The organism is Mesorhizobium australicum WSM2073, from assembly GCF_000230995.2.
Taxonomy (GTDB): Bacteria; Pseudomonadota; Alphaproteobacteria; order Rhizobiales; family Rhizobiaceae; genus Mesorhizobium; species Mesorhizobium australicum.
In genome coordinates this window covers 4,769,101-4,783,781 of the sequence record NC_019973.1, presented here as the reverse complement: position 1 = coordinate 4,783,781, position 14,681 = coordinate 4,769,101, and the positions used below count along the sequence as shown (strand labels likewise).

At 63.4% G+C, this 14,681-nt stretch carries 19 protein-coding genes and 1 tRNA gene; 13 read left to right on the top strand and 7 right to left on the bottom strand.

The genetic code is table 11. From position 1 onward, the window contains the following. Positions 1 to 3: 3 nt before the first annotated feature. The 4 genes from dapB (at position 4) to MESAU_RS23140 (ending at position 3,880) form a co-directional block, all read left to right on the top strand. A complete protein-coding gene (gene dapB, locus MESAU_RS23155; RefSeq protein WP_015318447.1) occupies positions 4 to 783 on the top strand; it encodes a 4-hydroxy-tetrahydrodipicolinate reductase in 780 nt (259 codons plus the stop codon). Positions 784 to 958: 175 nt separating this feature from the next. Beyond that, complete coding sequence (locus tag MESAU_RS23150; protein ID WP_015318446.1) at positions 959 to 1,972, top strand: ABC transporter substrate-binding protein; 1,014 nt, start codon at positions 959 to 961, stop codon at positions 1,970 to 1,972. 160 nt (positions 1,973 to 2,132) lie between these two features. Further along, positions 2,133 to 2,987: an ABC transporter ATP-binding protein gene (locus tag MESAU_RS23145; RefSeq protein WP_015318445.1), complete on the top strand. Its 855-nt coding sequence runs from the start codon at positions 2,133 to 2,135 to the stop codon at positions 2,985 to 2,987. A gap of 14 nt (positions 2,988 to 3,001) precedes the next feature. Beyond that, positions 3,002 to 3,880 carry an ABC transporter permease gene (locus MESAU_RS23140; RefSeq protein ID WP_015318444.1) on the top strand — a complete coding sequence of 293 codons (879 nt, stop codon included), beginning with the start codon at positions 3,002 to 3,004 and terminating at the stop codon, positions 3,878 to 3,880. A 45-nt stretch (positions 3,881 to 3,925) separates the two neighbouring features. Here the strand turns inward: MESAU_RS23140 and MESAU_RS23135 are convergent, their stop codons facing one another. Both MESAU_RS23135 and MESAU_RS23130 read right to left on the bottom strand, forming a co-directional pair. Further along, on the bottom strand, positions 3,926 to 5,278 hold the full coding sequence (locus tag MESAU_RS23135) for a sensor histidine kinase (protein ID WP_015318443.1): 1,353 nt from the start codon (positions 5,276 to 5,278) through the stop codon (positions 3,926 to 3,928). Positions 5,279 to 5,290: 12 nt separating this feature from the next. Further along, on the bottom strand, positions 5,291 to 5,968 hold the full coding sequence (locus MESAU_RS23130) for a response regulator (protein WP_015318442.1): 678 nt from the start codon (positions 5,966 to 5,968) through the stop codon (positions 5,291 to 5,293). 479 nt (positions 5,969 to 6,447) lie between these two features. Here MESAU_RS23130 and MESAU_RS23125 point away from each other — a divergent pair, with 479 nt between their 5' ends. From MESAU_RS23125 to MESAU_RS23110, 4 genes are all read left to right on the top strand, one after another. Next, complete coding sequence (locus tag MESAU_RS23125) at positions 6,448 to 6,648, top strand: DUF680 domain-containing protein (protein ID WP_015318441.1); 201 nt, start codon at positions 6,448 to 6,450, stop codon at positions 6,646 to 6,648. Positions 6,649 to 6,693: 45 nt separating this feature from the next. Further along, a complete protein-coding gene (locus MESAU_RS23120; protein ID WP_015318440.1) occupies positions 6,694 to 6,921 on the top strand; it encodes a DUF680 domain-containing protein in 228 nt (75 codons plus the stop codon). A 442-nt stretch (positions 6,922 to 7,363) separates the two neighbouring features. Beyond that, on the top strand, positions 7,364 to 7,597 hold the full coding sequence (locus tag MESAU_RS23115; protein WP_015318439.1) for a DUF680 domain-containing protein: 234 nt from the start codon (positions 7,364 to 7,366) through the stop codon (positions 7,595 to 7,597). Positions 7,598 to 7,802: 205 nt separating this feature from the next. Beyond that, a complete protein-coding gene (locus MESAU_RS23110; protein WP_015318438.1) occupies positions 7,803 to 8,042 on the top strand; it encodes a DUF680 domain-containing protein in 240 nt (79 codons plus the stop codon). A gap of 50 nt (positions 8,043 to 8,092) precedes the next feature. Here MESAU_RS23110 and MESAU_RS23105 read toward each other — a convergent pair whose 3' ends face one another. The 3 genes from MESAU_RS23105 to purM are packed head-to-tail and all read right to left on the bottom strand — an operon-like array spanning position 8,093 to position 10,436. Beyond that, positions 8,093 to 8,602, bottom strand: coding sequence for a SixA phosphatase family protein (locus tag MESAU_RS23105; RefSeq protein ID WP_015318437.1), 510 nt, complete (start codon positions 8,600 to 8,602; stop codon positions 8,093 to 8,095). Between the two features lie 14 nt (positions 8,603 to 8,616). Continuing rightward, a complete protein-coding gene (gene purN, locus MESAU_RS23100) occupies positions 8,617 to 9,330 on the bottom strand; it encodes a phosphoribosylglycinamide formyltransferase (RefSeq protein WP_015318436.1) in 714 nt (237 codons plus the stop codon). Further along, positions 9,327 to 10,436 (bottom strand): phosphoribosylformylglycinamidine cyclo-ligase, encoded by a 1,110-nt coding sequence (purM, locus tag MESAU_RS23095; RefSeq protein WP_015318435.1) that lies wholly within the window; start codon positions 10,434 to 10,436, stop codon positions 9,327 to 9,329. Before purM ends, purN begins: the two co-directional genes overlap by 4 nt. Positions 10,437 to 10,646: 210 nt before the next feature. Here purM and MESAU_RS23090 point away from each other — a divergent pair, with 210 nt between their 5' ends. The 5 genes from MESAU_RS23090 (at position 10,647) to MESAU_RS23070 (ending at position 14,135) form a co-directional block, all read left to right on the top strand. Continuing rightward, positions 10,647 to 11,201 carry a CDP-alcohol phosphatidyltransferase family protein gene (locus MESAU_RS23090; protein WP_015318434.1) on the top strand — a complete coding sequence of 185 codons (555 nt, stop codon included), beginning with the start codon at positions 10,647 to 10,649 and terminating at the stop codon, positions 11,199 to 11,201. Continuing rightward, entirely contained in the window at positions 11,176 to 12,456 is a 1,281-nt protein-coding gene (locus MESAU_RS23085; RefSeq protein ID WP_015318433.1) for an AI-2E family transporter, read from the top strand. Before MESAU_RS23090 ends, MESAU_RS23085 begins: the two co-directional genes overlap by 26 nt. A 1-nt stretch (position 12,457) precedes the next feature. Then, entirely contained in the window at positions 12,458 to 13,162 is a 705-nt protein-coding gene (gene hdaA, locus MESAU_RS23080; RefSeq protein ID WP_015318432.1) for a DnaA regulatory inactivator HdaA, read from the top strand. A gap of 329 nt (positions 13,163 to 13,491) precedes the next feature. Further along, on the top strand, positions 13,492 to 13,749 hold the full coding sequence (locus MESAU_RS23075; RefSeq protein WP_015318431.1) for a type II toxin-antitoxin system Phd/YefM family antitoxin: 258 nt from the start codon (positions 13,492 to 13,494) through the stop codon (positions 13,747 to 13,749). Then, entirely contained in the window at positions 13,746 to 14,135 is a 390-nt protein-coding gene (locus MESAU_RS23070; protein WP_015318430.1) for a type II toxin-antitoxin system VapC family toxin, read from the top strand. The genes MESAU_RS23075 and MESAU_RS23070 overlap by 4 nt, the downstream gene beginning before the upstream one ends. 28 nt (positions 14,136 to 14,163) lie before the next feature. Here MESAU_RS23070 and MESAU_RS23065 read toward each other — a convergent pair whose 3' ends face one another. Together MESAU_RS23065 and MESAU_RS23060 are read right to left on the bottom strand one after the other, a co-directional pair. Further along, positions 14,164 to 14,544 (bottom strand): hypothetical protein, encoded by a 381-nt coding sequence (locus MESAU_RS23065; RefSeq protein WP_224682403.1) that lies wholly within the window; start codon positions 14,542 to 14,544, stop codon positions 14,164 to 14,166. A gap of 24 nt (positions 14,545 to 14,568) precedes the next feature. Further along, positions 14,569 to 14,645: transfer RNA gene (locus MESAU_RS23060), tRNA-Pro, on the bottom strand. Positions 14,646 to 14,681 lie beyond the last annotated feature (36 nt).

The window sequence follows — 14,681 nt, the reverse complement described above, 5'->3', positions numbered from 1 at the left end:
CCGATGCCGCAGCCGCCGATCAGGATCGCCATATCAGGCGCTCTCGGCCGCATGGGTCGCCAGATGGCGGATGCGGTGCGGGCCGATGCGCGTCTGGCGCTCGCCGGCTGCTTTCACCGTCCGGGCAGTGTCGGCGATGGGCTGGTGAGCGGCGACGAAGCAATTGCCATGGCTGACGTGGTCGTCGACTTCACCACGCCGGCCGCCTCCGCGGAACTGGCCAGATTGTGTGCCGGAAGGGGCGGGCCAGCCCTGGTGATTGGCTCGACAGGCTTCGAGCCCGCCGAGATGGCCACCATCGCCCATGCCGCGAAAACCATTGCCATCGTGCGCTCCGGCAGCTTCTCGCTCGGGCTCAACATGCTGGTCGGATTGGTCGAACAGGCAGCGCGGGCGCTCGACCCCGATGACTGGGATGCGGAGATTTTCGAGGCGCATCATCGCCACAAGATCGACGCGCCTTCGGGCACGGCGCTGATGCTGGGGCAGGCTGTTGCCGGCGGACGCGAAATCGGGCTGGAGACGGTTGCGAGGCGCGTCCGCGATGGCGTCACCGGCGCGCGGCCGGCGGGCGAGATAGGCTTCGCGGTGGCGCGGGGTGGCGCCATCATTGGTGAGCACAGCGTCAGCTTCTGCACGGAAGGCGAGACCGTCACCTTGGCGCATTCGGCTGGTGACCGCATCATGTTTGCACGCGGCGCCATCGCCGCGGCATTGTGGGTGGCGGGCCGCGCTCCCGGCGAATACGACATGCGCGACGTATTGGGTTTTGGCGCAGCGTAACCAGCAAATCCTGGCTGTTTTCATTTCCCGGTTGCTAAAGTGGCTGAAAGCCAGCTGAAAGCTTGGGCATGCAATTGATTCATTGCGGCGTTCGCCGCGTGACCGGTGCGGGAGTGGCCGGCAGGAGGAATGCGGCGCAGCCTGGATGGCGCGCCGCCCAGGTGGAGGAAGTTACATGACCGGTTTGATCTCGAAGTGCATCTTGCGTTCGGCGGCGCTGACGCTCGCCATTGTCGGCACGGGCGCGACCGCGGCGTGCGCCGCGGACAAGATCACCATCATTGTCGGCGGCATGGAAAAGCAGATTTACCTGCCGGCCGTGCTCACCCAGCAGCTCGGCTACTTCAAGGATGAGGGGCTCGACGTCGAACTGATCAACTCGCGAGCCGGCGTCGAGGCCGAGAATGAATTGCTGGCCGGCGCCGTGCAGGGCGTTGTCGGCTTTTATGACCACACTGTCGACCTACAGTCAAAGGGCAAATACATCGAGTCGATCGTCCAGTTCAGCCAGGCCCCTGGCGAGGTCGAACTGGTCTCCGCCAAGCACCCGGAGATCAAGTCGCCGGCCGACTTCAAGGGCGCCACGCTGGGCGTCACCGGGCTTGGGTCGTCGACCGATTTCCTGACCCAATATCTTGCCGTCCGCAGCGGCCTGAAGCCGGGTGATTACACGCTGCTGCCGGTCGGCGCCGGCAACACCTTCATCGCCGCCGTCAAGCAGGACCAAATTCAGGCCGGCATGACCACGGAGCCGACCATCGCGAAATTGCTCAAGACCGGCGAGGCCAGTGTCCTGGTCGACATGCGCACGCCCGAAAAGACCAAGGAAGCGCTGGGCGGCGACTATCCTGCGGCATCCTTCTACGTCCAGTCTTCCTGGGTCGAAGGCCACAAGGACGAAGCACAGAAGCTCGCCAATGCCTTCGTCAAGACGATGAAGTTCATCGCCGGCCATTCGGCCGAGGAGATCGCCGACAAGATGCCGAAGGACTATTACGCCGGCAACAAGGATCTCTATATCCAGGGGCTCGCCGGCGGCAAGGCGATGTTCACGCCCGACGGACGCATGCCGGCCGATGGCCCCGAGACGGTGCTGAAAGTTCTGTCGACCTTCTCCAAGAGCCTGCAGGGCAAGCAGATCGACCTGTCGAAAACCTTCACGACGGAATTCGTCGACGCCGCCAAGTAGGCAGGCAGGCGAGGCGGGTTACCCGGTTCGCTCTTGAGGAACAACAAGTTGCGCCGCTGGCCTGAATCGATTTGGCAGCGGCGCGCCTACCGATGTCGAGAGATGGCGACCACAAGTTTTGGCCGCAGGCATTCTCGCATCATCGCCACAGGAGTATGCCATGCAAGTGCAAACGATGGCGGCTGAGAAGTTGTCTCAGGCCGCGCCGCCGGCCGATGCCGCGATCGCCATCGATGATGTGACGCTACGCTTCGTCACGCCCGACGGCCATATGATGACGGCGATCCGCGACTTCACCATGACGGTGGCGCGTGGCGAATTCGCCTGCGTCGTCGGGCCGACCGGCTGCGGCAAGTCGACGACGCTCAACCTCGTCACCGGCCTGCTGCGGCCGACCACAGGTCATGTCCGCGTCATGGGCAAACCGGTCACCGATATCAGCCGCGACATCGGTTTCGTCTTCCAGGCCGATGCGCTTTTTCCCTGGCGAAGCGTCATCGACAATGTCGCCGCCGGTCCGCTTTATCGCGGGATCCCCAAGGCGCAGGCCTATGATCGGGCCCGCGACTGGATCGCCCGCGTCGGCCTCGGCCGCTTCGAAAAACATTATCCGCACCAGCTTTCGGGCGGCATGCGCAAGCGCGTCGCCCTTGCCCAGACCTTCATCAACCAGCCGAAGATTCTGCTTATGGACGAGCCGTTCAGTGCGCTCGACATGCAGACGCGCACGGCCATGCAAGACGAATTGCTCGGCCTGTGGTCGGAACAGAAATCCTCCGTCGTCTTCGTCACCCACGATCTGGAGGAGGCGGTGGCGCTGGCCGACAAGGTCTATGTGCTCACCGCCGGGCCGGGAACGGTCAAGAGCGTCTACCGCATCGACCTGCCGCGTCCGCGTGTCATGGCCGACATCCGTTACGACCCGAAATTCGTCGAGATCGCCAAGGTGATCTGGAACGACCTGCGCGAAGAAGTGCAGCTCGGCCAGAGCCGCACCTTGCAGAGCGGGCATTGAGAGGAGACACCAACATGACCGCTATCTCTCCCACCGCTTCCCATGCCGCCGTCCGCGATGCCTCCATTGCCGTTGCCGAGGCCCGGGCGAGGGCCCGGCTGCGCCGCCGCCATGCTTTGGTCATCGGCCTGCGCCTGGCTATCCTCGTTGCGTTCCTTGGCCTGTGGGAACTCGGCGCCGACTATAACATCATCGACCCGTTCTTCTTCGCCAGCCCCTCGGGCATCTGGGAACAGATCTGGTCCTGGATCACCGAGGGCACCTCGCAGGGACCGCTCTGGCTGCAGATCTATGTGACGCTGGAGGAAACCTTCCTCGGCTTCGCCATCGGCGCACTGGGCGGCATCGCCGCCGGCATCATTCTCGGCCGCAACCGGCTGCTGGCCGATGTCTTTTCGATCTACATCAAGATCGCCAATTCCGTGCCGCGCGTCGTGCTCGGCTCAGTCTTCATCATCGCGCTCGGCCTCGGCATGGCCTCGAAAGTGGCGCTCGCCGTGGTGATGGTGTTCTTCGTCGTTTTCGCCAACGCCTTCCAGGGGGTTCGCGAGGCCGACAGGGCGATGATCGCCAACGCCCAGATCCTCGGTGCCTCGCCGTTCCAGATCACCCGCACCGTCATTATCCCGTCGGCGATGAGCTGGATCCTGGCCAGCCTGCATGTCAGCTTCGGCTTTGCCTTGGTCGGCGCCGTGGTCGGCGAATTCCTCGGCGCCAAGCAAGGCATGGGCCTGCTGATCTCGACCGCGCAGGGCGCCTTCAACGCCAATGGCGTCTTCGCCGCCATGATCATCCTGGCGGTTATGGCGCTGGTGGTGGAATTCATCATCACCCGCTTCGAGAACTATGTCGTCAAGTGGCGGCCGGCGCCGTTCAACGAGCAGGGCACCTGATTTTGTTCCGAGGACAGTACGAGCCCGCGCTTGGTGCGGGTCGGTTCAGGCCAGGGGCAACCTGACCTCGACCACCAGACCGCCGGCCGCGCCATCCCCGAGGGTGACGCGGCCGCCGGCATTCTCGACAACCTCGCGCACGATGGCGAGGCCCAGGCCGCTGCCTTCCTCGGTCGAACCGGCGATGCGATAAAAGCGCTCGAACACGTGATCCCGCTCTTCGGCCGGGATGCCGGGTCCGTCATCGGCTACCGTCAACACGGCTTCGCTATCGATGGCGGCCAGCTTCACCGTCACGCTGGCGCCTGCCGTCGAGTAACGCAGCGCGTTGTCGACAAGATTGACGATCATCTCGCGCAGCATGGTGCCGTCGCCAATGACTGCAACCGGCCCTGTTTCCTCCAGCCCGAGATCGATCTTGCGGGCGATCGCCGCGGGCGCCTGCGTTTCCAGTACATGGCGGGCGGCTTCTGTCAGGTCGATGCGATCGGCGCGTGGCCGCCGGCTGCCAGGCTCGGCACGCGACAGGGTGAGCAATTGTTCGGCCAGCCGCGCCAGCTTGCCGGAGCTGGCCTGCAGCGCCACCAGCGCTTCCTGGCGCGCATCGATGGCGGTTTCGCGTAGCGCATAGCTTGCCTGCGTCGATAGCAGCGCCAGCGGCGTGCGCAATTGATGTGCGGCATTGGCGATGAAACGGCGCTGCGCTCCCATCTGCGCGCGCACCCGTTCCATGTAGGCGTTGAGCGCCTCTATCAGAGGCCGGATTTCGCTCTGCGCGCCCGGCGCGTCAACCGGATCGAGGTCGCTTCGGCTTGGCGAACGCACCGCGTCGCGCAGGCTCATCAATGGCGCCAGGCCGCGGCGCAGGCCAAGCAGCACGAACACGCCGGCGATCGCCACCAGCGCCAGTTGCTGGACGAAGGCGCTGAACCACAGCCGCTTCACCATCGCATCATGCCCGGAGAGCGTTATGCCCACGGTGACCGTTATGGGGGAATCGCCGCCGGCGCCGATCACCGCGTGGCTGAGCGTCAAGAGCCGCAACATATGGTCGCGATAGCTCGCCTCGACGCTCGCATGCCGCGGCGCTTGCGGCAAATCGGGGTAACCGGTCAGCAACCGTCCTCCGGCGGTCTCGACGCGATAGTAGACGCTGTCGCGATCGCCGGTATCGAACATCTCGATCGCCGCCGGCGGGATGGTGGCATCGAGTACGCCATCGGCCATGGCGACCTGCTCGGCGATGGCGCGGGCCGAGCCGACCAGCATGCGGTCGGTGACCAGATCGGCGGTCGCCAGAGCGTTGCGCTGGCTGGTCCACAGATTGATGGTCGCAAGCCCGGCCAGGGGGAGCACGACCCAGGCCAGCAATTGCAGGCGCAGGCTGTTAGTCTTCATAGCGCCAAATCATCATGGCGCCAGGTCCTCATGGCGCAAGAGATAGCCGAGGCCACGCAAAGTGGTGATCTGGACCCGCGACCCCTCGAGCTTCTTGCGCACACGGTGCACATAGATCTCGATGGCGCTTGGATCGGCGTCGGTCTCGAAATCGTAGACCGCCGCCGACAGGGCGGCCTTGCTTACCGTACGTCCCGCCTTGATCATCAATTGTTCAAGCACTGCATGTTCGCGCGGTGTCAGGGCCAGTGTTTCACCGCCGAGCGAAAACAGCCTGGTGTTGGTGTCGAAGATGAGGTCGCCGCAGGCAACGACCGGTGCCGTCCGGTCATTGGCGCGGCGCAGTTGCACGCGGATGCGCGCTTCGAGTTCCTCTACCTGGAAGGGCTTCGCCAGATAGTCGTCGGCGCCTTCGTTGAGGCCTTTGACCCGGCCATCGAGGCTGGCATTGGCAGTCAGTACGATCACCGGCACCCGGTTGCCGCGGGCTCGCAGCATGCGCAGCACTTCCAGTCCGCCCATGCGGGGCAACGCAAGGTCGAGAATGACAAGCGCGTGGTCGCCGGCGGCAAGCGCGTGCTCGACATCCTCGCCGTCATGGACGATGTCGACGACATAATTCGCCTGGCGCAAGGTCTTGCCTAGCCAGTCCGCCAGTTCGCGATTGTCCTCCACAAGCAGCAATCGCATGTCTATTGCCGTTCCAGCATCCACTTCGGTCTCAACGGCCACCAAGGCTCGATCGACGATCCATTCGGCAATCGGACCCGGATGATCGATAGTATCGATCGCAACGCAAGGCAAATGCGGTTTGGCTGCGGCCGGCGATGGTTTTTCGCGGGCTAGATGCCTCGTTTGAAACATAAATCGAACCGAACGGTTCGGTTCTGGTTGACGGATTGTATCGTAAACAGTGAACAATAGGCGTGAGTCGGTTGGTGTTTGCGTCTGCGGGAGAAACGCTAATCTACTGAAAATGTTTGAGAATTCAGGCTGAAAATGCTGCAATGCAATATGCATTGTCCATAATATGATGAAATACTGCAAAACCGACGCGACTGGTAATTCCAAAAGGCCTTCCCCATTTGGAGGTGGTCCGAGCGACGCGAAATCCTCCCAAGGGGCACGCCACTAGACGGACAGAACAAAGAAATTCTGGAGTAAATAAAATGACCAAGATCGCTCTTACCGCCGCCGCCATCCTCGTTGCCACGGGCACTGCTTTTGCCGGCAGCGACAATTATGGCTCGGCCAACGCCAACCAGCCTGCCGCCACTGTCGACCATTCGGTCACTGCTTCGACCTCGAAGTCGACGGCCGCGTCGGTCCAGGCTCCGCAGGGCGCTGACCGCAACCTCTTCGGCCGCTAATCGCGACTGCCAATCCATCCAACTTTGAATTCAGGAGTACTTGAAATGACCAAGATCGCACTCACCGCCGCTGCCATCCTCGTTGCCACTGGCACCGCTTTTGCCGGCAGCGACAACTACGGTTCCGACAACGCCAACCAGCCGGTTGCCAGCCAGTCGACCTCCAACGTCGACACCTTCCACACCGGTTCGATCCTGAAGGCGGACAAGGCGCAGGCCGATGCCAATGCCAACGTTCCGGCTCAGTCGGGCCAGGGCATCTGGGGCCGCTAATCCCTTCTAGCATCGCGTGACTACAAAGAGCGGTGGGCCTGGCCCGCCGCTCTTGTTTTGTGACAAATGGAATCAGGCGAGCCAGTCGGGTTCAGTCGTGCCGGATAGCCGTCGAACAAGTGCCGGCCAGCGCGCCGATCACGGATCGAACCAATCGGTTCAATTAATGTTGACGCTCCGTGAACGCCCGGCGAACGCCCCCTCGGCGAAACAAAGCGTGATACTCCGTGAGTTGCGCAACAAGAGACTGATAACGTTGATAAAAAACACTTCTGCCGAATCCGTGCCCCAGCCTCGATGTCCGAAATCGGGCCGTGAAGGAACATCTTCGTGATTGGAAGCCGACGAACGAAAAACCCACTTTCAGCTGGTCCGAGCGACGCGAAATTCCTCCCAAAGGCACGCCACTTGACGGACAGACCAGACCTATCGGAGTAAAGAAATGAACAGGATCGCACTTACCGCCGCCGCCATTCTCGTTGCCACGGGCGGCGCCTTCGCCGGCAGCGACAATTATGGCTCTGACAATGTCAATCAGCCGGCGGTCACCGCGCCCGCGGGTAAAATCGACCACAGCTATACGGCTTCGATCCGCAAGCCGGTCGAACACCGCGGTTTCAAGCTGACGCCCGATTCCAATCAGCCTGATCCCGGCCAGGGCAACTGGGGCAACTGATCCACGCCGGCCTCGCCTGGCTTGACGACAAAGAGCGGTGGGCCTGGCCCGCCGCTCTTGTTTTGAGGTTCAGACCGAAGGCCGCCGATCTTACCAGTCGGCAGAAACATCTCACGTCCAGGAATAAAACCAGGCTGCTTCTGGTCTTCTCCTCAGCGGAACCGTCCTCCCAAGACGCCGCCCAACGGATGAACAGGAGATTGAAATGAACAGACTTGCTCTCGCTACCGCCGCTATCCTTGTCGCAGCCGGGGGTGCATTCGCCGGCAGCGACCACTATGGCTCCGACAATGCCAACCAGCCGGTCGCCCCGGTCGCCGGCGTGGATCACGCCGCCACGGGCGCCGTCAACGACACGGATATGATCAAACACAAGACCGCCGACACCAAGATGAAGCCAGCCACCGACTGGCCCGAGCCTGGCCAGGGCATCTGGGGTAACTGATGTCGCGGCTGCGGCGGGTCTGATCTGCCGCACCCGCGGACATTAGACTTCTAGCTCAGATCCTTCGGCCGCAGGCAATGTGTCAGCCTGGCGGCCGACACCCCGGACCAATCGTCTTCAAGGACGAAGCGCGCGAGGGCTGCTGTCGGAAACTTTTCCTCGAGCCTCTTGCGCGCCTTCGCCTCCGATCCCGGTCCGGCAAGCTGTTTTGCCAGCTCCTCAAGGCCCGGATTGTGGCCGAGAACCAGCAGGCAGCTGGTCGAAGGGTCCGCTTTGCGTAGCTGACCCAGAATATCCGCCGCTGCGGCATCGTAGAGCGCCTCGGCAAACGCGACCCGGGGATGCACTGGCAGTTCCGCCGCCACCAGCCGCCAGGTATCGCGGGTGCGCAGCGCCGGCGACACCAGCGCCTGATCCGGCAGCCAGTTGCGCGCTCCAAGCTCGCGGCCGATCAGCCGGGCCGCCTTCAACCCACGTTCCGCCAGCGGTCGGTCGAAATCGTCGAGGTCAGGGTCGTCCCAACTCGATTTGGCGTGACGCAGCAGGAGCAGCTGTTTCATCGCTGCGCTCTCGCTCAGGGCGTGATCCGCGCCAGGTGCTCGAGGTCGGCTTCCTCGCGCAGCGGATCGGGCGCCATCACCACCGAGGTGCCGTTGTCGGCATCGTCGGCGAAGTGGGCAAGAACCGTATGCCCGGCCTCCATGCGTGCCTTGCCTTCGGCGACCAGTCCAAGCGCCAGCGGGTAGAGCCGGTGCTCTGCCTTGAGCACGCGCGCGGCCAGCGTATCGGCATTGTCGCCGACCATCACCGGCACGGCCGCTTGCGCGATGATCGGGCCATCATCCATCTCGGACGTGACGAAATGCACCGTGCAGCCATGGATGCGGATGCCGGCGGCCAACGCGCGCGCATGGGTGTCGAGCCCCTTGAAGGCCGGCAGCAGGGCAGGGTGGATGTTGATCATGCGGCCCTGCCATTTCTGGACAAAGCCGGGGGTCAGGATGCGCATATAGCCGGCCAGCGCCACGATGTCGGCGTTGAAGGCCGCAAGTGCCGCGTCGATCGCCGCGTCATGCGCCTGCTTGCTGCCATGGTCGGCGCGGGAAATCACCTGGGTGGCGATGCCGCGTGCCCTGGCGATGCCGAGGCCGGCGGCGTCCGCCTTGTCGGAAATGACGCCGGCAATCTCGGCCGGGAAGGCCGGATCGCTGGCCGCCGCGATCAGCGCGGTCATGTTGGAGCCGCGCCCCGAAATCAGGACAACGGTGCGTTTTCTCTGCGTGCTCATAGGCCGATCGAACCCCGATAGATGACGCCGGCGTCGCGACGCGGCACGATGCGGCCGATCGGCGTCACCGTCTCGCCGGCTTCCTGCAGCACGGCCGCGACCTGCGCCGCCTGACCGGAAGCGACAGCCAAAATCATGCCGATGCCGCAATTGAAAGTTCGCATCATCTCCTCCGGCGCCACGCCGCCTGTCTTGGCCAGCCAGGAAAACACCGGCGGCACGTCGATGGCATTGAGGTCAAGTTCGGCGGAAAAGTCCTTGGGCAGCACGCGCGGAATGTTTTCCGGAAAACCGCCGCCGGTGATGTGCGCCAGCGCCTTGATGCCATGCGTGTTGCGGATCGCCTTGAGGATCGACTTGACGTAGATGCGGGTGGGTTCGAGCAGTGCCTCGGCAAGCTTCGCCTCGTCGTTGAACGGTGCTGGATCGTTCCACGCCAGACCGCTGGCGGCGACGATGCGGCGCACCAGCGAGAAACCATTCGAATGCAGGCCAGAAGAGGCCAGCCCGAGCAGCACGTCGCCCTCGACGATGTCGTCGGTGGGCAGGAGCTGGCCGCGTTCGGCCGCGCCCACGGCAAAGCCAGCAAGGTCATAGTCCTTGCCGTGATACATGCCCGGCATTTCCGCCGTCTCGCCGCCGATCAGCGCGCAGCCGGCCTGACGGCAGCCCTGTGCGATGCCGCCGACAATCGCGGCACCCTGATCGGGATCGAGTTTGCCGGTGGCGAAATAGTCGAGGAAGAACAGCGGTTCGGCGCCCTGCACGACGATGTCGTTGACGCACATGGCGACAAGGTCGATGCCGATCGTGTCGTGTTTTCCCGCCTCGATGGCGATCTTGAGCTTGGTGCCGACGCCGTCATTGGCTGCTACCAGCACCGGATCGGTGAAACCGGCCGCTTTCAGATCGAACAGGCCGCCGAAGCCGCCGATCTCGCCATCGGCGCCCGGCCTGCGCGTCGCGCGCACCAGCGGCTTGATCTTCTCGACCATGAGGTTGCCGGCATCGATATCGACGCCCGCCTGCGCATAGGTGAGCCCGTTTCCGCGCTTGGCCGTTTTGTTCTGGCCCGTTTTATGCTGGCCGGTTTCGCGCTTGCTCATCGCAATGTTCCTGCTCGTTTGCGGGCTCTTCGCATGAACGGTTTCGGTCCGCAAGGATAACGGCCGAACCGGGCTTCGTTTGGCCGACAAAAGCGTGGATAGCCGGGGGGCATCGCACTCAGTGCTTGCGGCTGGCCCAGCCGGCTCTCCCTTGCCTCGGCCCTCCATCTCCCTCATCTATCTCAACGCATAATACGGCGGGACAATGCGTTGACCATCCCCAACCTGATCACCATGCTGCGCGTTGTCCTGGTGCCTGCCGTGGTGTTGGCCATGCTGCAGGCGCGTTGGGACTGGGCCTTTGCCGGCTTCGTCGTTGCCGGCATTTCCGACGGCGTCGACGGCTTCATCGCCCGCCGCTTCAACCAGCAGTCCAGGTTCGGCGCCTATCTCGATCCGATCGCCGACAAGCTGCTGCTGGTTTCGGTGTTCGTCGTCATGGGCATCATCGGGCAGTTGCCGCTGTGGCTGGTCGTCACCATGGTGTCGCGTGACGCCTTGATCGTCTGCGCGGTCCTGTTGTCCACGGCGATGGCCCATCCGGTCGAGATCAAACCGTTCCTGGTCTCCAAGGCGAATACCGCCGTCCAGATCGTGCTGGCGGCGGTTGTGCTGGGCGAACTCGCCTTTGCCGTGCACCTCGACCCTCTGCGGCCAGGCCTCATATTGCTGTCCGGGGTCTTGACCGTGGCTTCGGCCGCGGCCTATCTCGTGGCTTGGCTGAGGCATATGAGCGGCTATGGCGAAGGCGGTAAATCAGGCTGACAAGCCCATCGACGGCAAGCCTGCCCGCAAGCCGGCCGCCCGCAAGGCGGCGGCGCTGGGCAAGACCGACGACGGCCAGATGGTTGTCGTCGTGCCGGAAGGCGAGACGGCGGCAGAGGCCGAGGCCTCGTCCACGTTCCGCCGCCAGATATTCTTCTGGCTGGCGGGGGCCGCGATCCTGGCGCTCTTCCTTTATGTGTTCAGCGACATCCTGCTGCCCTTCGTCGCCGGCATGGTGCTTGCCTATTTCCTCGATCCGGTCGCCGACCGTCTGCAGCGGCTCGGCCTCAGCCGCTTCATGGCGACGGTGGTCATCCTCATCACCTTCCTGATCGTGCTGGTGCTGGCCTTCGTCATCCTCATTCCGGTGCTGGCGACACAGATGGCCGATTTCGCCGGCAAGCTGCCGGAGTACCTGACCCGGCTGCAGAGCCTGATCACCTCCTTTGATCCGAAGTGGCTGGAACAGAAATTCGGCGTCAACGCCAATGGCTTGCGCGATGGGCTGAACTCGCTGCTGACCTCCGGTTTCGGCCTGCTCACGACGGTTTTCACTTCGATCTGGAGTTCGGGCGTGGCGCTGGTCTCGGTGGTCAGCCTGTTCGTGGTGACGCCGGTAGTGGCCTTCTACATGCTGCTCGACTGGGACCGCATGGTAGCGGTCATCGACAGCTGGGTGCCGCGCGACAACGTCGCCACGGTCCGCGCCATCGCGCGCGACGTCAACACCGCCACCGCTGGCTTCGTGCGCGGCCAGGGTACGCTCTGCCTGGTGCTGGGCGCCATGTACGCCACCGGCCTTACGCTGACCGGGCTGAACTTCGCCATCCTCATCGGCCTGTTCGCCGGGCTGATCTCCTTCATCCCCTATGTCGGCTCATTGACCGGGCTGGTGCTGGCCGTCGGCGTCGCCTTCGTTCAGTTCTGGCCGGACTGGACGATGATCGTCGCGGTTGCGGTGGTCTTCTTCATCGGCCAGTTCATCGAAGGCAACATCCTGCAGCCCAGGCTGGTCGGCAAAAGCGTCGGCCTGCATCCTGTATGGCTGATGTTCGCGCTGTTCGCCTTCGGCGCTCTGTTCGGCTTCGTCGGCCTTTTGATTGCCGTGCCGGCTTCGGCGGCGGTTGCGGTGCTGGTGCGATTTGCCATCGCCCGTTATCTCGAATCGCCGCTCTACAAAGGCCATGCGACAGAACCCGCGCCGGCATTGCCAGCCGATCGCGGCGGCGGCCACCGCTCGCAACCGCGTCGCTGAAGTGACCGCGCAGCGAACCGACCCGCCACGCCAGTTGCCGCTCGATCTCGGCCATGGCACCGGTTACTCGCGTGATGAGCTGGTCGTCTCCGGTACCAACAACCAGGCGGCCGCACTGGTCGACCGCTGGCCGGATTGGCCAGCACCGGTGGTCGTGCTGGCGGGCCCAGCCGGCTCCGGCAAGACGCATCTGGCCTCGATCTGGGGTGCGCGCGCCAAGGCGGTGACTGTCGACGCCAGGCGCATTGGCGACAGCATCGCAAATCTTGGTGCCCGCCCGGCCCTGATCGATGATGTCGACGCACGCGCGGTCGACGAACTGGGCCTGTTCCATCTCATCAATGCGGTGCGTGGCGCCGGCTCGACGCTGCTTTTGACCGCACGCCGCTTTCCCTCGGCCTGGGGTGTATCGCTGCCCGATCTTGCATCGCGGCTCAAGGCTGCGGCGACCGTCGAGATCCATGAGCCCGATGATCTCCTGCTCGCCGGTGTCATCACCAAGCTGTTCGCCGACCGCCAGGTCGAGGTCGAGCCGCATGTCGTGCAGTATTTGGTGCGGCGCATCGAGCGTTCTCTGGCAACCGCGATGCGTGTGGTGGAGCGCCTGGATCGTAGCGCCCTGGAGCGCAAGATGCCGATTACAAGGACGCTGGCCGCCGAAACCATCAATGCCATGGACGAAGGGCAGGGCGAGTTCGAGATTTGATGACTTCAGGCTTCCACCTGTCCTCGTCTCGACTGAGTCCCATTTTGAGAAACAAGACTGGCACTTATCTTGCTGCGTGAGCTTGCCGGCTAACCCCGGTCCTGATTGCGTTCCAAATCAGGTTGTAGGCTCGCCGGGACTGAGGCGGTTGGGGTTCTCGCCCGGCGAGCTTGCGTTCAAAATGCATCGAGCGGGTGCCGCCGCAGCGGACATCCACCCCAACGACACGGACCACCCCCGCATTGTCGAAACTCTTGAAATAGACCACTCGATGGTCTATTTCTCGATTGAAAGATTTGGACCGGAGAATGGTCCATGCGGAGTATTCGATGCAGGTATCCGTTACCGACGCCAAGGGACAGCTGACCGAGCTGGTGCGCCGCGCTGAGGCGGGCGACGAGGTCATTCTGACCCGTCACGGCCATGCGGCCGTGCGGCTGGTTCCCATCAAGGCAATGCCCGGCAAGGAAGGTCGCCGGACGCTCATGGAAGCGGCGCGTGCGGCAGGGGCGGCCAAGATGAAGGCCGGACCATCCGCTGCCCGCAGCCAGGACTTCCTTTATGGCGATGACGGCATGCCAGAATGATCGCGGTCGATACGTCGGCGCTTATGGCGATCGTCCTGAATGAACTTCAGGCCGACGCCTGCATGGCCGCGCTCGCAGCCGAGAACGACCTCCTGATCTCCGCCGGCACCGTTGCCGAGGCGCTGATCGTCGCGGCCCATCGTGGCGTCGCCGCCGAGCTGTCCAGCCTGATTGACGGGCTTGGTTTCGAGGTGGTGGTGGTAACGCCGGCCTCGGCCCGGCGTATCGCCGAAGCCTATGCGCGATGGGGCAAGGGCAGCCATCCGGCCGCGCTCAATTTCGGCGATTGTTTCTCCTACGAGGTGGCGAAGGAGCACGCTTGCCGGCTATTGTATGTCGGAGCCGATTTTTCGAAAACCGATATAGAGGGTGTGCTCTCAACGTAACACTGCCGGCCGGTGAGCTTGCGGCCAATCACAGCCACATTCTGACGAAATGCCGGACCAACAGATAGACGGCCGAGTGCGCGGCAATATAGCAGGCCGCGACCAGCACAAAAATCCCGATGCTGGCTGCCCACGAACGGGAGGCGACGATGCCAGGTGCGAGCCTGCCGTGCCTGCGGCTCTCGCGATTGTTCCACGTCGTCAAGGCGGCACAGGCGATCGCCCATGCCACCATGAACGGAACCGTCACGCCCGCATAGGCGAAATAGGCCGGCCCGAACAGCGACACCCAAGTATCGATCCCAAGCACCGCCAACCCCCGTTTGCCGCAGCTTAAGCCAGCAATGCCGATGGAAGCGAGCATGAAATAATGACACGCCGATAAGGGCCAAAACCCCTTCGGTGCCATCGGTGTCGCATTTTAAATGAGAAATGGTCGGAGTGGAGAGATTCGAACTCCCGACCCTCTGGTCCCAAACCAGATGCGCTACCAGCCTGCGCTACACTCCGAACGGTCTGTTGCCTATTCATTTCGGTGGTACATGG

Coding starts and splice junctions, on each gene's coding strand:
- dapB (WP_015318447.1), top strand. CDS start 4: ATGCCGCAGCCGCCGATCAGGATCGCCATATCAGGCGCTCTCGGCCGC.
- MESAU_RS23150 (WP_015318446.1), top strand. CDS start 959: ATGACCGGTTTGATCTCGAAGTGCATCTTGCGTTCGGCGGCGCTGACG.
- MESAU_RS23145 (WP_015318445.1), top strand. CDS start 2,133: ATGCAAGTGCAAACGATGGCGGCTGAGAAGTTGTCTCAGGCCGCGCCG.
- MESAU_RS23140 (WP_015318444.1), top strand. CDS start 3,002: ATGACCGCTATCTCTCCCACCGCTTCCCATGCCGCCGTCCGCGATGCC.
- MESAU_RS23135 (WP_015318443.1), bottom strand. CDS start 5,278: ATGAAGACTAACAGCCTGCGCCTGCAATTGCTGGCCTGGGTCGTGCTC.
- MESAU_RS23130 (WP_015318442.1), bottom strand. CDS start 5,968: ATGCGATTGCTGCTTGTGGAGGACAATCGCGAACTGGCGGACTGGCTA.
- MESAU_RS23125 (WP_015318441.1), top strand. CDS start 6,448: ATGACCAAGATCGCTCTTACCGCCGCCGCCATCCTCGTTGCCACGGGC.
- MESAU_RS23120 (WP_015318440.1), top strand. CDS start 6,694: ATGACCAAGATCGCACTCACCGCCGCTGCCATCCTCGTTGCCACTGGC.
- MESAU_RS23115 (WP_015318439.1), top strand. CDS start 7,364: ATGAACAGGATCGCACTTACCGCCGCCGCCATTCTCGTTGCCACGGGC.
- MESAU_RS23110 (WP_015318438.1), top strand. CDS start 7,803: ATGAACAGACTTGCTCTCGCTACCGCCGCTATCCTTGTCGCAGCCGGG.
- MESAU_RS23105 (WP_015318437.1), bottom strand. CDS start 8,602: ATGAAACAGCTGCTCCTGCTGCGTCACGCCAAATCGAGTTGGGACGAC.
- purN (WP_015318436.1), bottom strand. CDS start 9,330: ATGAGCACGCAGAGAAAACGCACCGTTGTCCTGATTTCGGGGCGCGGC.
- purM (WP_015318435.1), bottom strand. CDS start 10,436: ATGAGCAAGCGCGAAACCGGCCAGCATAAAACGGGCCAGAACAAAACG.
- MESAU_RS23085 (WP_015318433.1), top strand. CDS start 11,176: ATGGCGAAGGCGGTAAATCAGGCTGACAAGCCCATCGACGGCAAGCCT.
- MESAU_RS23075 (WP_015318431.1), top strand. CDS start 13,492: ATGCAGGTATCCGTTACCGACGCCAAGGGACAGCTGACCGAGCTGGTG.
- MESAU_RS23070 (WP_015318430.1), top strand. CDS start 13,746: ATGATCGCGGTCGATACGTCGGCGCTTATGGCGATCGTCCTGAATGAA.
- MESAU_RS23065 (WP_224682403.1), bottom strand. CDS start 14,544: ATGGCACCGAAGGGGTTTTGGCCCTTATCGGCGTGTCATTATTTCATG.